General features: G+C 71.9%; 12 protein-coding genes and 1 tRNA gene. 7 read left to right on the forward strand and 6 right to left on the reverse strand.

Annotated elements, in window-relative coordinates:
- The first annotated feature begins 115 nt into the window (after positions 1-115).
- The 3 genes from cysS to ACIBBB_RS24115 all read left to right on the forward strand — a co-directional run bounded on the left by cysS (position 116) and on the right by ACIBBB_RS24115 (position 4,653).
- Positions 116-1,537, forward strand: coding sequence for a cysteine--tRNA ligase (gene cysS / locus ACIBBB_RS24105; protein WP_398985252.1), 1,422 nt, complete (start codon positions 116-118; stop codon positions 1,535-1,537).
- Between the two features lie 157 nt (positions 1,538-1,694).
- On the forward strand, positions 1,695-2,645 hold the full coding sequence (gene rlmB / locus ACIBBB_RS24110) for a 23S rRNA (guanosine(2251)-2'-O)-methyltransferase RlmB (protein WP_398985254.1): 951 nt from the start codon (positions 1,695-1,697) through the stop codon (positions 2,643-2,645).
- Between the two features lie 220 nt (positions 2,646-2,865).
- The gene (locus ACIBBB_RS24115) at positions 2,866-4,653 is read left to right on the forward strand and encodes a DoxX family membrane protein (RefSeq protein WP_398985256.1); all 1,788 of its coding nucleotides are present in this window, start codon (positions 2,866-2,868) and stop codon (positions 4,651-4,653) included.
- 218 nt (positions 4,654-4,871) lie between these two features.
- Here ACIBBB_RS24115 and ACIBBB_RS24120 read toward each other — a convergent pair whose 3' ends face one another.
- From ACIBBB_RS24120 to ACIBBB_RS24130, 3 genes are all read right to left on the reverse strand, one after another.
- Complete coding sequence (locus ACIBBB_RS24120) at positions 4,872-5,588, reverse strand: NDP-sugar synthase (protein WP_398985258.1); 717 nt, start codon at positions 5,586-5,588, stop codon at positions 4,872-4,874.
- Between the two features lie 38 nt (positions 5,589-5,626).
- Positions 5,627-6,049, reverse strand: coding sequence for a hypothetical protein (locus tag ACIBBB_RS24125; RefSeq protein WP_398985260.1), 423 nt, complete (start codon positions 6,047-6,049; stop codon positions 5,627-5,629).
- A gap of 224 nt (positions 6,050-6,273) precedes the next feature.
- The gene (locus ACIBBB_RS24130) at positions 6,274-7,413 is read right to left on the reverse strand and encodes an ABC transporter ATP-binding protein (RefSeq protein ID WP_398985262.1); all 1,140 of its coding nucleotides are present in this window, start codon (positions 7,411-7,413) and stop codon (positions 6,274-6,276) included.
- A gap of 205 nt (positions 7,414-7,618) precedes the next feature.
- Between ACIBBB_RS24130 and ACIBBB_RS24135 the strand changes: the two genes are divergently transcribed.
- Positions 7,619-7,692: transfer RNA gene (locus ACIBBB_RS24135), tRNA-Thr, on the forward strand.
- 53 nt (positions 7,693-7,745) lie between these two features.
- Here the strand turns inward: ACIBBB_RS24135 and ACIBBB_RS24140 are convergent.
- Positions 7,746-9,140: an NAD(P)/FAD-dependent oxidoreductase gene (locus tag ACIBBB_RS24140; RefSeq protein ID WP_398985264.1), complete on the reverse strand. Its 1,395-nt coding sequence runs from the start codon at positions 9,138-9,140 to the stop codon at positions 7,746-7,748.
- A gap of 115 nt (positions 9,141-9,255) precedes the next feature.
- On the opposite strand from ACIBBB_RS24140, the gene ACIBBB_RS24145 reads away from it, so the two are divergent.
- The 3 genes from ACIBBB_RS24145 to ACIBBB_RS24155 all read left to right on the forward strand — a co-directional run bounded on the left by ACIBBB_RS24145 (position 9,256) and on the right by ACIBBB_RS24155 (position 11,242).
- Positions 9,256-10,149, forward strand: a complete 894-nt coding sequence (locus ACIBBB_RS24145) for an aminoglycoside phosphotransferase family protein (protein WP_398985576.1) — start codon at positions 9,256-9,258, stop codon at positions 10,147-10,149.
- A gap of 24 nt (positions 10,150-10,173) precedes the next feature.
- Complete coding sequence (locus tag ACIBBB_RS24150) at positions 10,174-10,662, forward strand: GNAT family N-acetyltransferase (protein WP_398985266.1); 489 nt, start codon at positions 10,174-10,176, stop codon at positions 10,660-10,662.
- 85 nt (positions 10,663-10,747) lie between these two features.
- The gene (locus ACIBBB_RS24155; RefSeq protein ID WP_398985268.1) at positions 10,748-11,242 is read left to right on the forward strand and encodes a hypothetical protein; all 495 of its coding nucleotides are present in this window, start codon (positions 10,748-10,750) and stop codon (positions 11,240-11,242) included.
- Between the two features lie 97 nt (positions 11,243-11,339).
- Here ACIBBB_RS24155 and ACIBBB_RS24160 read toward each other — a convergent pair whose 3' ends face one another.
- Positions 11,340-12,359, reverse strand: a complete 1,020-nt coding sequence (locus ACIBBB_RS24160) for a zinc-binding dehydrogenase (protein WP_398985269.1) — start codon at positions 12,357-12,359, stop codon at positions 11,340-11,342.
- A gap of 147 nt (positions 12,360-12,506) precedes the next feature.
- Entirely contained in the window at positions 12,507-13,673 is a 1,167-nt protein-coding gene (locus ACIBBB_RS24165; protein ID WP_398985578.1) for an NAD(P)-binding protein, read from the reverse strand.
- Positions 13,674-13,724: the final 51 nt, after the last annotated feature.

Raw genomic sequence — 13,724 nt, forward strand, 5'->3', positions numbered from 1 at the left:
GCCGGCGCTCCGACCACCTCTGACGAGGGCCGCCCGGCGCGCCCAACGTCACGCTTCGGTGTCCCGTGGCCCCAAGGGGCCCGGGGCACTGTCTCCGGAGCACTACCCTTGTTGCGTGACCATTCGGCTGTACGACACCGGCGCCCGGCAGATCCGTGACTTCTCCCCGCTCGTCGCGGGCTGTGTCTCGATCTACCTCTGTGGCGCCACCGTGCAGGCCGCCCCGCACATCGGGCACATCAGGTCGGGGCTCAACTTCGACATCCTGCGGCGCTGGTTCGCCTACCGCGGCTACGACGTGACCTTCGTACGGAACGTCACGGACATCGACGACAAGATCATCGCCAAGTCGGCCGCGCAGGGCCGCCCCTGGTGGGCGATCGGGTACGAGAACGAGCGCGCCTTCAACAGCGGTTACGACGTCCTCGGCTGCCTCCCGCCCACCTACGAGCCGCGCGCCACCGGCCACATCCCCGAGATGATCGAGATGATGCGCGGCCTCATCGAGCGCGGCCACGCCTACGCGAGCGAGGGCAACGTCTACTTCGACGTGCGGTCCTTCCCCGAGTACCTCCAGCTCTCCAACCAGGACATCGACGATCTGCGCCAGCCCTCCGCCGAGGGCGAGACCGGCAAGCGCGACCTGCGCGACTTCGCCATGTGGAAGGCCGCCAGGCCCGGCGAGCCCTACTGGGAGACCCCCTGGGGCCCCGGCAGGCCCGGCTGGCACCTGGAGTGCTCCGCGATGGCGCACAAGTACCTCGGCAGCGCCTTCGACATCCACGGCGGCGGCCTCGACCTGGTCTTCCCGCACCACGAGAACGAGATCGCGCAGGCCAAGGCGTACGGCGACGACTTCGCCCAGTACTGGGTGCACAACGCCTGGGTCACCATGAGCGGCGAGAAGATGTCCAAGTCGCTCGGCAACTCGGTGCTCGTGAGCGAGATGGTCAAGCACTGGCGGCCCATCGTCCTGCGCTACTACCTCGGCACCCCGCACTACCGGTCGATGATCGAGTACAGCGAGGAAGCGCTGCGCGAGGCCGAGTCCGCCTTCGGGCGGATCGAGGGCTTCGTCCATCGCGCCACCGAGCTGGCCGGCCACACCGTCGAGCCGGCCGACGAGGTGCCGCCCGCCTTCGCCGAGGCGATGGACGACGACCTGGGTGTCCCGGGGGCCCTCGCGATCATCCACACCACGGTCCGGCAGGGGAATTCGGCGCTCGGCGCCGACGACAAGGAAGCCGCGGTCGCCCGCCTCGCCGAGGTCCGCGCGATGCTCGGTGTTCTCGGTCTGGACCCGCTGGACGCACACTGGACGGGAGCGGGCGCGGGCGAGGACGGCCTCGACGGGCAGGTCACCACCCTGAACGGGGTCGTCGACAACCTCGTACGGCTGGTGCTCGACCAGCGCGAGGCCGCGCGTGGCCGCAAGGACTGGGCCACCGCCGACGCCATCCGCGACCAGCTCCAGCAGTCCGGACTCGTCATCGAGGACAGCCCGACGGGCCCGCGGTGGACACTGGGCCCGCGCTGAGCGGGGCCGACGCCGCGACCTCCTGAAGAGGCGGAGCCGCGGTGAGCCCACGGGCCCTGACGGGGCCCCGATTGTGCTGTCCGGCCGCCGGACGGCACACTCGCGTGAACGAAGTGACGTGTCCACGAACCGACGAAAGCAACGAAACAGGTAGGTCATGGCCGGGAACAGCCAACGCAGGAACCGCCGCACGTCCAACAAGAAGGGCGCGCAGGTCGGCAGCGGTGGCAAGCGACGCCGCAGCCTGGAGGGCAAGGGCCCCACACCGCCCGCGTCCGCCCGCAAGGGCCACGTGCAGAACCGTGTCGCCAACTCCAAGGCCAAGCTGACCGCCCGCCGCCAGGTCGCCCGCCGCGGCGGCAAGGGCACCAGCGAGATGGTCGTCGGCCGCAACCCGGTCTTCGAGGCGCTGCGCGACGGCGTACCGGCGACGATGCTCTACGTACAGCAGTACATCGAGAACGACGAGCGCGTGCGCGAGGCCCTTCAGCTCGCCGCCGACCGCGGTGGCATCCACCTGATGGAAGCCCCCAGGCCCGAGCTCGACCGTATGACCAACGGCCTCAACCACCAGGGCATGGTGCTCCAGGTCCCGCCGTACGAGTACGCGCACCCGGACGACCTGGCCGCCGCCGCCTTCGACGAGGGCGAGGACCCGCTGATCGTCGCGCTCGACGGCATCACCGACCCGCGCAACCTCGGCGCCGTCGTCCGCTCCGTCGCCGCCTTCGGCGGTCACGGCGTCGTCGTGCCCGAGCGGCGCGCCGCCGGGATGACCGCCGGCGCGTGGAAGACCTCGGCCGGCACCGCGGCCCGTACGCCGGTCGCCCGCGCCACCAACTTGACCCGCGCGCTGGAGAGTTACCGGAAGGCGGGCCTGACGATCGTCGGTCTCGCCGCCGACGGCGAGACCGAGGTCGGCGACCTCCCGGCGCTCGGCGGACCGGTCGTGATCGTGGTAGGCAGCGAGGGCAAGGGTCTGTCCCGGCTGGTCGGCGAGACCTGCGACTTCCGGGTGCGGATCCCGATGCCGGGCGGCGCCGAATCGCTGAACGCGGGCGTCGCGACCGGAGTGGTGCTGTACGAGGCGGCTCGCCGCCGCGCCTGAGTCGGCGGCAGTCCCGGTGGTCTGGGTGGTGGTCGGGGTGCTGGTCGGGCGCCGGGATCGGGCCGGGCGTGCGCCCGGCGCGGGGCGGTCGGGCCGGGCGGCCGGGTGTGGGCCGGATGGCCCGGTCTTCGTACGAATGTCCTCATCCCGCCACTCTTGACGGGTCTCGGACATTTACCGGCCGTCAAAGCAGTGTCCTAAACACAAGTCACTCGGTTAGATGAGTGTGGACACCAGAAAGCCCCGGCCCGGGTTCGACGAACAGCCCCCGCTGAGCATGATCAAGGTGGACTGCGATCCCGCGCAGGTCATCGTGAACCACGCCAGCTTTCGGGTGAAGCTCCCGCCGAGCCAGCGCCCCAGCCCCGCACGCGCCACGGCGGACACCGCGCGGATCCCCGCGATGAGCGGCCGCGGCGGCGCGGCACGCCGCCGGGCCCCCGTCGTCTGGAGCGGCAGGTCGGAACCGGGCGACCTCGGAGCCACCGGGCTCCTCCAGGCCGTACGGAACTCCTCGGTCCCGGCGGCCGGCGGGAGCCTCGCCGAGACGGCGGGCGGCTCCTACGACCAGGGGGTCACCGGCTCCACCCAGGTCATCCCACGGATCGACCTGGGCGACGACACCATGCCGACCCCCCGCGTACCGCACCACGGTGGCGGCCAGGGGTCCGGCACGCCCCTGCTGCCTCCCATGCGGCGGGCCGTGGGCGCGTACGACACCCCGGAGCACGACAGCTACGGCGACACGGTCGATCTGTACGGCGCGGGCGGCGCACGCCACCGCGGCGAGCACGACGACCGTGACGACCGCGAGTACGAGCGCGACTTCGGCCGCGACGGCCGCGACGGGCGCGACGGGCGTGGCTACGACGACTACGACGACCCGCGCGGACAGCGCCACGACATCTCCGGCGCACAGGCCGCCGACGCCGCCGTTCGGCACGCCTACTACCCGGGCCGGCGCATGAACCTCGGAGTGGTGCTCCTGCCGCTCCGCGTCTTCCTCGGCCTCATCTCCATCTACGCGGGCATGGGCAAGCTTTGCGACCCCGTCTACTTCGACGGCGGCAAGCGCGGCTCCATGGTCACGTGGCTCACCTCGCTCCAGCCCTGGGCCCTCGCCGAACCGCTGCGCGACTTCGCCCTCTCGCACCCCGTCGGCGCCGGACTCAGCGTCGCGTTCCTCCAGGTCGTCGCCGGTGTCCTCACTGTCCTCGGCCTCTGGCAGCGGCTCGCCGCCTGCTTCGGGGCGCTGCTCTCGGCCGCGCTGATCCTCACCGTCAGCTGGCGCACCGTCCCCGCGTACGACGCGCCCGACATCATCTACCTGGCCGCCTGGTCCCCGCTGATCATCGCGGGCGCCCCCGTCTACTCGATGGACGGACGCCTCGCGGGCGAGGCCTGGCGCAAGCTCGGCCCGCGCTCCCACCTCAGGGACCTGCGGCGCCGCGTCCTGCGCCGCGGCGCGGTCGTCGCGACCGTCGTGATCGGCCTGACGCTGCTCATCGGTTCCATCCTCGGCGGAGCCGTACGGTCCACGGACATGGTGACCGTGCCCGGACCGAACAACCCGGTCAACCAGCTGCCCGGATCGCCGCTGCCGCAGAAGTCCGGCCGGAGCAGCGCGTCCGGCACGCCCACCGGCGAGGCCCGGGAGAAGGGCGGCGGCGCCACCCCGACGGCCGGCCAGACCAGCGGCCCCGCGGCCGAGCGGTCGGCGCCCGGCGAGGAACCGGCCGGACAGCCAGGCCGGACCAGCACGGGCGGGCAGCCCAGCCAGTCGCAGGGCACCGGCCAGGCGCCCCCGCAGACATCGCAGCAGGCACCCCCGCCGTCCAGCAGCCAGGGTCCCGCCACGAGCGGTGGCGGCTCGACGGGCGGCGGTGGCTCGGGCGGCGGCACGACCGGCGGCGGCGACGGGGGCGGCACCACGGGCGGCGGGGGCGGCTCGTCCACCGGCGGCGGTGGTGGTGGCGCCAGGAACCCGATCGGCGGTCTGCTCGGCTGACGCGGCGGAGAAAACCGGAGCATGTACGAGGGCGGCCACCCGGCGGGACCGGGTGGCCGCCCTCGTACGCGTGCTGTGCGCCCGTCTGCGGGGTTGGGGCGGTCCGGTACGGCGCGAAGCGCGCGAGTCCCGTCACAAGCGCTCAGAGCCGACGTCACGCCGACGCGGACGCCACGCCGATGCCGGTGTCGACGCGCGGCGGTGTCAGCGCGGCGGTGTCAACGCGCGGCGCCGGCCAGCTCCTTGGCGGCCTCGGTGAGGTCCTTGGCGGTGTCGATGGCACGCCAGTACGCGCCCTGCGGCAGCGGAAAGCCCGCCAGCCTCCGCTCGCGTGCCAGCCGGGGAAAGGTCGTCCGCTCGTGGTCGCCGCGCTCGGGCAGCAGACTCGCGAACGCCGAAGAGAACACGTACACACCGGCGTTGATCAGATACGGCGACGGCGGCGACTCGATGAAGTCCAGCACATGGCCGAACTCGTCGGTCTCCACGGCCCCCCAGGGGATCCGCGGCCGGGCGAGGGCCAGCGTCGCGATGGCATCGCGCTCGGCGTGGAACGCGGCCATCTCGCGCAGCGAGAAACGTGTCCAGATGTCGCCGTTGGTGGCGTACCAGGGAAGAGCGGGGTCGGGCAGCCGGGCGGCGGCGTATTTGAGGCCACCGCCGCGCCCCAGAGGCTCGTTCTCCACCACGGTCGTGACACGCAGCGGGAGTTCCGACGAGTCCAGCCACTCCTGGAGCACCTCGGCGAGATGGCCGCACGAGATCACGGCGTCCGTGACGCCCTCGGCGGCCAGCCAGGCGAGCTGGTGGCCGATGATCGGGGTCCCCGTCCCGGGGATCTCGACCATCGGCTTGGGACGGTCGTCGGTGTACGGGCGCAGGCGCGACCCCTGGCCGCCCGCGAGGACCACGGCCTGCGTCGGAAACGTCATCATGCCGTGAACGATAGGCGGGGCGGTCGGGGAGCCGGCGCTCAGTGCCCCGCGGTCTGCTGGGAGACCCCGTAGGCGAACGAGGTGTCGCAGACGGGGCGGGAGAACGACTGCGCGCGGGTGGGTCCGTAGTGCGCGACAGCGGCCCGGCCGAGCGCGCGGGCCAGGGACATGCAGTGCTTGGCGAGCGAGGGGCGCTCCTCGATCTGGCGCTGGAGGTGGGTCAGGGCGATGCCCGGGTCCTTCTCCTGAAGCTCCACGAGCAGCTTGTCGCGGAGAACGTCCTGCGGGGCACGGGACTTGGCGCGTACGGATGCCTTGTCCGAGGAAGCGGTGAGAATCTGTGCCTCGGAGGTCTTCGCCGCCCACGGGACGGTCGCGACCGCCAGGGTTCCGGAGAGTACGAGGACGACGGGCAGTACGAGGGCGAGAGTTCGGCCGATTCGGCGGGCTGTGTGGGTCACGCAGGCGAGCGTAGCGGTCAGTGATGATTTGGCGACATTTAGTCACTCGGCCGAGGGATGGTTCGACTGGTCTTTTCGAATCGGGTGTTGACGCACACGATTCGAAATGGCCGGTGTGCCGGGGTATTTGAACGCCGGAGCGACCAAAGGCAAACGGCCCCGCACCGAAGTGCGGGGCCGTTAGTACGTTCTTCAGGTCGGTCGCGGTGAGCCGCGGTGCGCGGTCAGTCGCTGAGGCGCTCGCCCGTGGACGACGCGAACACGTGCGTCTCGCCCGGACGCGGCACGACGTGCAGTTTGGCGCCCTTCTCGGGAACGGCACGGCCGTCGACACGGACCACCAGGTCCTTGTGCTCGCCGCCGACCTGCGCGTCGCCGTAGACGTAACCGTCGGCGCCCAGCTCCTCCACGACGTTGACGGTGACGGCCAGACCGGCCGGCGCGTCGTCGGCTTCCTTCGACAGCGACGTCGCGGCGTCGCCACCGCCCTGCTCCACGATGTCGAAGTGCTCCGGGCGGACACCGACGGTGACGGTGCTGTCACCGCGGTCGGCCGCGGCGGAGAGCGCCTCGCGGGAGATCGGGACGACGCTGTTGCCGAACTTCACACCGCCGTCGGTGATCGGGACCTCGACCAGGTTCATGGCCGGGGAGCCGATGAAGCCGGCGACGAAGAGGTTGGCGGGGCGGTCGTACATGTTGCGCGGCGAGTCCACCTGCTGGAGCAGACCGTCCTTGAGGACGGCGACCCGGTCGCCCATGGTCATGGCCTCGACCTGGTCGTGCGTGACGTACACCGTCGTGATGCCCAGGCGCCTCTGGAGCGAGGCGATCTGCGTACGGGTCGAGACACGGAGCTTGGCGTCGAGGTTCGACAGCGGCTCGTCCATGAGGAACACCTGCGGCTCACGCACGATCGCGCGACCCATCGCCACACGCTGGCGCTGACCACCGGAGAGCGCCTTCGGCTTGCGGTCCAGGTACTCGGAGAGGTCGAGGATCTTCGCGGCCTCTTCGACCTTCTTACGGATGTCGGCCTTGTTGACGCCGGCGATCTTCAGCGCGAAGCCCATGTTGTCGGCGACCGACATGTGCGGGTAGAGCGCGTAGTTCTGGAACACCATCGCGATGTCCCGGTCCTTCGGCGGCAGGTGTGTGACGTCGCGGTCACCGATGCGGATGGATCCGCCGTTGACGTCCTCAAGACCCGCGAGCATGCGCAGGGAGGTCGACTTGCCGCAGCCGGAAGGCCCGACCAGTACGAGGAACTCGCCGTCCGCGACGTCGAGCTCAAGCTGGTCGACGGCGGGCTTGGTGGAACCCGGGTACACACGGGTCGCCTTGTCGAACGAGACAGTGGCCATGGTGATGTGGTCCCTTCACCGGCAGGAACGTGCCGGACGATCCGAGTAAAGGAATGGCTCCCCCGCCGTGGGACGGAGGATGGGTCTAGTCCACCTGGATGAACTTGAGGTGACGGTACCCCCCGTTTCAAGATCTGTCAGTAGCTGGGCGCCCATGAAATTCCCGTCCGACCTGTGATCGATGCCGGTTATAGTTTTCACGCGCGCCTCCTTAGCTCAGTTGGCCAGAGCAACGCACTTGTAATGCGTAGGTCGTCGGTTCGAATCCGACAGGGGGCTCAACGAAGCCCAGGTCATCTGTCGTGACCTGGGCTTCTCGCTGTTCTTGGGTGTCAGTGGCGGCCCGAGACGCGGTTGGCCGCGCGGGCCAGGCGGGGGGTCGTGGGGGTGTGGGATGTGGACTCCTGGCGGTCCGCCGTGCGGTAGGCCGCGTAGAGGGTGTGGACGCCTAGCCAGCGCAGGGGTTCCGGTTCCCATTTGCGGACCTTGTGGTTGACCCAGGGCAGGGTCGTGAGGTCCGTGGGGCCGCCCTGGCCGGAGTCCTGCTGGATCAGGTCGCGCAGGGTGCGGGCCGCGAGGTTGGTCGTGGCGACGCCCGAGCCGACGTAGCCGCCCGCCCAGCCCAGGCCCGTGGCGCGGTCGAGGGTGACCGTGGCGCACCAGTCGCGGGGGACGCCGAGGACGCCGGACCACGCGTGGTCGATGCGGACGCCCGCGGTGGTGGGGAAGAAGCGGACCAGGATGTCGCGCAGGGCCGTGATGGTGGCGGGCTGGGTGCGGCCGTCGTTGTCGGTGCGGGAGCCGTAGCGGTAGGGGACGCCCCGGCCGCCGATGGCGATGCGGTCGTCGGCGGTGCGCTGGGCGTACATATAGGCGTGCGCCATGTCGCCGAGCGTTTCGCGGCCTGCCCAGCCGATGGTGTCCCAGATCTCGGGGGACAGCGGTTCGGTGGCGATCATCGAGGAGTTCATGGGGAGCCAGGAGCGGCGCTGGCCCTTGAGGTTGGCGGTGAAGCCCTCCGTGCAGCGCAGGATGTAGGGCGCGCGGACCGTGCCGTACGGGGTGATCGCGTGCTTGGGCTTGATCCCGGTGACCGGCGTCGACTCGTGGATGGTGACGCCGAGCGCTTCGACGGCGTCGGCGAGGCCCTTGAGGAGTTTGACGGGGTGGAGCCGGGCGCCGTGCGGGGTCCAGGTGGAGCCGACGGCTCCGGTGACCCGTACGCGCTCCGCGGTCTCGCGTGCGCCGCGCAGGACGCGGTCGGTCTCGCCGAAGGCGATCTCGGCGGTGTGGAAGTCCTTGAGCCGGGCGAGCTGGGCCGGGGTGTTCGCGACTTCGAGGACGCCGCCCTGGTGGAGGTCGGCGTCGATGGTCTCTTCGGCGGCGACGCGTACGACTTCGTCCACGGTGGCGTTCATGGCCTGCTGGAGGCGGACGGCGGCGTCGTGGCCGTGGGTGCGGGCGTAGGTGTCGCGGCCGGCGATGCCGTTGTAGAGCCAGCCTCCGTTGCGGCCGGAGGCGCCGTATCCGCAGAACCTGCCTTCAAGGACGGTGATGTTGAGGAAGGGCACGGCCTTCTTCAGGTAGTAGGCCGTCCACAGGCCGGTGAAGCCGCCACCGACGACGCACACGTCGGCCGTGGCGTCGCCGGGGAGGGGTTCGCGGGGCGCCGGTATGCCGTCCTGGGCGTACCAGAAGGAGATACCGCCGTTGGTGGTGCTGCTCATGGGGGTGTTCGTACACCTCGCTCCGTGCCTGTGTCCAGGTCGGGTGCCTGGGGGAGCGGCGCGGAAACGTGGTCGAGGTTTCGGGGGGTGCGCTCGTAGGCTCGGTGCGGTGGAGATCCCGGCGGAATTGGTGCGGACGCAGTCGAGGCTTCTCGGTGCGCGGGGGCGTGCGTTCATCGCCGCCCTCCCGGCGCGTGCGGAGGACTTCCTTAAGAGGTGGGAGCTTCGGCGTACGGGCCCGGCGATGCACGGCATGTGCGCGCTCGTGCTGCCGGTGCAGCGGGCGGATGGCACGCCGGCGGTGCTGAAGCTCCAGAGCCTCGACGAGGAGACGGCCGGTGAGCCGCTCGCGCTGCGGGCGTGGGACGGCGACGGCGCGGTGCGGCTGCTGGAGTACGACGAGGAGTCGGGCACGCTGCTGCTGGAGCGGCTGGACGCGGCACGGGACTTGAGCGCCGTCGGCGTACGGGAGGGGGTTCGGGTGATCGCGGAGCTGCTGGCCCGGTTGACCGCGCGGCCCGCGCCGGCGGGGCTGCGCGGGCTGGGGGAGATCGCGGGGGCGATGCTCGACGAGGCGCCGGCGACCGTGCGCCTGCTCGCCGACGGCGGGGAGCGGCGGCTGCTCCAGGACTGCGCGGCGGCCGTACGTGAGGTGGCGGGCGAGCCGGGGGACCGGCTGCTGCACTGGGATCTGCACTTCGAGAACGTGCTGGCGCCGTCGCCGGGGCCCGGGGGTGGGGTCCGGGAGCCGTGGCTGGCGATCGATCCGAAGCCGCTGCGCGGGGATCCGGGGTTCGAGCTGCTGCCGGCGATCGCCAACCGTTTCGACGAGGGCGACATCCTTTGGAGGTTCGACCTGATGACGGAGGTCATGGGGCTGGACCGGGAGCGCGCACGGGCGTGGTCGCTGGGGCGGGTGCTCCAGAACTGTCTGTGGGACATCCGCCGGGGAGAGCGGGCGCTGGTGCCGATGTGGGCGGCCCTGGGCCGGAACCTGCTGGCGCGGTAGCCGCAGAAAGGGCAGGCTGCGGTCATGATTCGTACGGCGAAGGCCGCTGACGTTCCGGTGATCCACACGATGATCCGTGAACTGGCGGCATACGAGAAGGCCCCGGACGAGGCGCGGGCGACCGAGGCGCAGTTGCGTGAGGCGCTGTTCGGGGAGCGGCCCGCCGCGTACGCGCACATCGCGGAGACGGACGAGGGCGCGGTGGCGGGGTTCGCGCTGTGGTTCCTGAACTTCTCGACGTGGCGCGGGGTGCACGGCATCTATCTGGAGGACCTGTACGTCCGTCCGGAGCTGCGCGGCGGCGGGCACGGGAAGGCGCTGCTGACCGAGCTGGCGCGGATCTGCGTGGAGCGCGGGTACGAGCGGCTGGAGTGGTCGGTGCTGGACTGGAACGAGCCGTCGATCGCCTTCTACCGGGCGCTGGGGGCTCGGCCGCAGGACGGGTGGACGGTGTTCCGGCTGACGGACGGGGAGTTGGCGAAGCTGGGCGGGGCGGTCGCGCCCGACGCGTGAGGCGGGGATCGTCGAACGGGATTGTCAGTGGGTGCCTTTACTCTCGGTGACGAGTGCGGATGGCGCCGATATTCCTGGGGGACCCGTGTCCGAGTCGATCGAGACCGTTCAGCAGCCCGATCCCGTGATGGCCGAGATCGGGCGCGGTATGGAGTTGGGGCAGCGGGGGGAACGGGACGCCGCCCGGGGGGTGTTCGCCGGGGTGTGGGACCGGTTGGGGGCGGACGGCGACCCGTTCCACATATGTGCGCTCGCCCATTCCATGGCCGATGTCCAGGACGATCCGCGGGAGGAACTGGTCTGGGATCTACGGGCGTTGGAGGCGGCGGACCTGGTCTCGGACGAGCGGGCGCGGCGTGCGGGGGTGGCGAGCCCGGTGGCCGCGTTCTACCCGTCGCTGCATCTGAACCTGGGCGATGTGTACCGGCGGCTGGGTGAGCCGGATCTCGCCCGGGAGCATCTGGCGCGGGGGCTGGACGCGGTGGGGACGCTGGGCGACGACGGATACGGGCAGCTGATCAAGGGGGGTCTCGACCGGCTGGCCGAGCGGCTGGCGGCGCCCGGCCCGGCGTCGGGCTGAGGTCCGGACCGGGTGCGGCCCGACCGCGTGCCTGCGGCCTGATCGTGCCCGCGCCCTGATCGCTCCCGGTTCCCGCCCGTCGTCGGCCCGTTCGGCCTCAGGCGCCGGACCGGTCGCGCGGCGGCTCCAGGACCACCTTGCCCATCGTGCCGCGCGTCTCCAGCGCGCGGTGAGCCGCGGCCGCGTCCGCGAGCGGGAAGCGCTGTACGGCGGGGCGGAGGCGGCCCGCCGCGGCCTCGGCCAGTGCGCGGATCTCCAGTGCGCGTACATCGCCGCCCGCCCTCTGGATCATCACCGGGCCGAGGACGCCCTCGGAGGTGATGCCGCGCGCCGCCTGCTCCTCCTCCGAGTAGCTCAGCGGCTCACCGTCGTGCAGGCCCTCGCCGGACCAGCCGAAGACGATGTGCTTCCCGCCCTTGCCGAGGAGGTCGACGGCGGCGCGTGCGGTGTCGCCGCCGACGGAGTCGAAAACGACGGTGGCGTGGCGCCCGGCGAGGTGGGTGCGGACCGTCTCGGGCCAGTCGGGCAGCGTGTAGTCGGCGGCGAGGTCCGCGCCGTTCTCGCTGACGCGCGCGACCTTGGCGGGACCGCCGGCGAGGCCGATGACGGTGGCGCCCGCGTTCTTCGCGTACTGGACGAGGAGCGTGCCGATGCCTCCCGCGGCGGCGGGGACGATCGCGACGTCCTCGGGGCCGAGGGCGGTGAACTGGAGGATGCCCATGGTGGTGCGGCCGGTGCCGATCATGGCGACGGCCTCGGCGGCGTCGAGGGTGCCGGGGATCTCGTGGAGCTTGGCGGCGTCGGCGACGGCGAGTTCCGCGTAACCGCCGGGGACCATGCCCAGATGGGTGACGACCCGCTTGCCGAGCCAGCCCGGGTCGGTGCCCTCCCCGAGCCCGTCGACCGTGCCCGCCACCTCGCGGCCGGGGATGGTGGGCAGTTCGAGGGGCGTGGGGTACGGCCCCCGCATGCCCTCGCGCAGCGCGGTGTCGAGGAGATGGACCCCGGCCGCGGCGACGGCGATCCGCACCTGGCCGGGGCCGGGGACGGGGTCGTCCGTCCGCTCGTGGAGAAGGTTCTCGGCGGGCCCGAAGGCGTGGAGGCGGATGGCGTGCATGGCTGGCTCCCTCGTGGTGTCCGGGTGCGCGCGCTCCGGCGTTGGCGTCTCGCGTAGGTCGTCTACGTCGCGTTACGCCGCGTGTCCGGTGCGCGTGTCCCGGTGCTGTGTACGGGAGCCAGCCTCCGACCTCAAGAGGACTTGAGGTCAAGCGGAGTGCCGGAGCCGTACGGAGCCGATCCTGCGCATCGCGAGCGAGGCGGCCTCGATCGCGCTGGTGAACGACACCTCGGACAGCACGCCCGGTGCGGCGACCTGGTCGCCGACGAGAAACACACTGTCGCCCCGGTCGATGCGCGGCCGGTCGCGCCAGGTGGTGCCGGGCCGGTCGACCGCTCCCGTACGGCCCCCGGCGAGCGACTGGCGCCGCCACACGGCCCGTTCGCGCCAGTCGGGGAAGCCGAGGTCGAGCAGGCCCTCGGCGCGCGCGATGCCCACGGCGGAGGACTCGCCGGGACCGACCGGGAACTGTCCCTGGAGCAGTTGCTCACCGGCCGGTGCGAGTGAGGGGTCCGCGGCGGTGAACCGCTCCAGCCAGCCCGGCGCGTCGAGATCGCAGATGACGAACGGGTCGCCCTTGCGCGTGGTCAGCGCGAGGTCCAGCAGGGCGGTGCGCCCGCTCTCCCACCGCAGGCTCTCGTCGTCGAGCAGCCGCCGGGCGGAGTCGAGCGACGTCGCGACGATCACCGGTCCGTCCTCGGGGAGGGTGTCGACGCGGGCGACGGTCTCGATGCGTACGCCCAGATTCCAGGCCCGCGCGAGCATCCGGTCGATGACCTGGCTCCAGCCGCCGACCGCGACGTGCGCCTCCGGCGGGACCGTGGCGGCGCGCCGGAGCCGCTCCTGGACGAAGGCGGCGGAGAGCGAGCCCGGGTCGTGGTGGAAGAGCGCGACGGCGGCGTAACGGGCGGCGGCCACGGCCGCGTCGTGGCCGTGCCGCTCGGTGGCCCAGGTGTGGAAGTCGAGGTCCACGGGCGCCCGTTCGGCCCTGCTGCGGCTCGCCTTGAGCAGCCCGAAGGGCGGTGCCTTGCGGAGGGCGCCGTCGCGGTGGAAGCGGAAACGGGCGCCTTCGAGGGCCGGTACGCGCGCCATCGGGCCGAGGAGATCGCGCTGCCGGAACCAGGACCAGTGGGGGCCGCGATGGTAGAAGACGTGTGGGCCTTCGTTGGCGCGGTAGGGCCCCTCCGAGGTGCGGGCCCGCCCGCCGAAGGTGTGGTGCGCCTCGAAGACGGTCACTCTGGCCCCCGACTCGGCCGCCGAGATGGCCGCGGTCAGTCCGGCGAAGCCGCCGCCGACGACGGTGATGTGGTCCATGGCTGTTGCCCTTCGCTCGTTCACGGTCTCCATGTGCGGAGGTCTCCGTGT

Source organism: Streptomyces sp. NPDC051217, from assembly GCF_044455465.1.
Classification (GTDB): domain Bacteria; phylum Actinomycetota; class Actinomycetes; order Streptomycetales; family Streptomycetaceae; genus Streptomyces.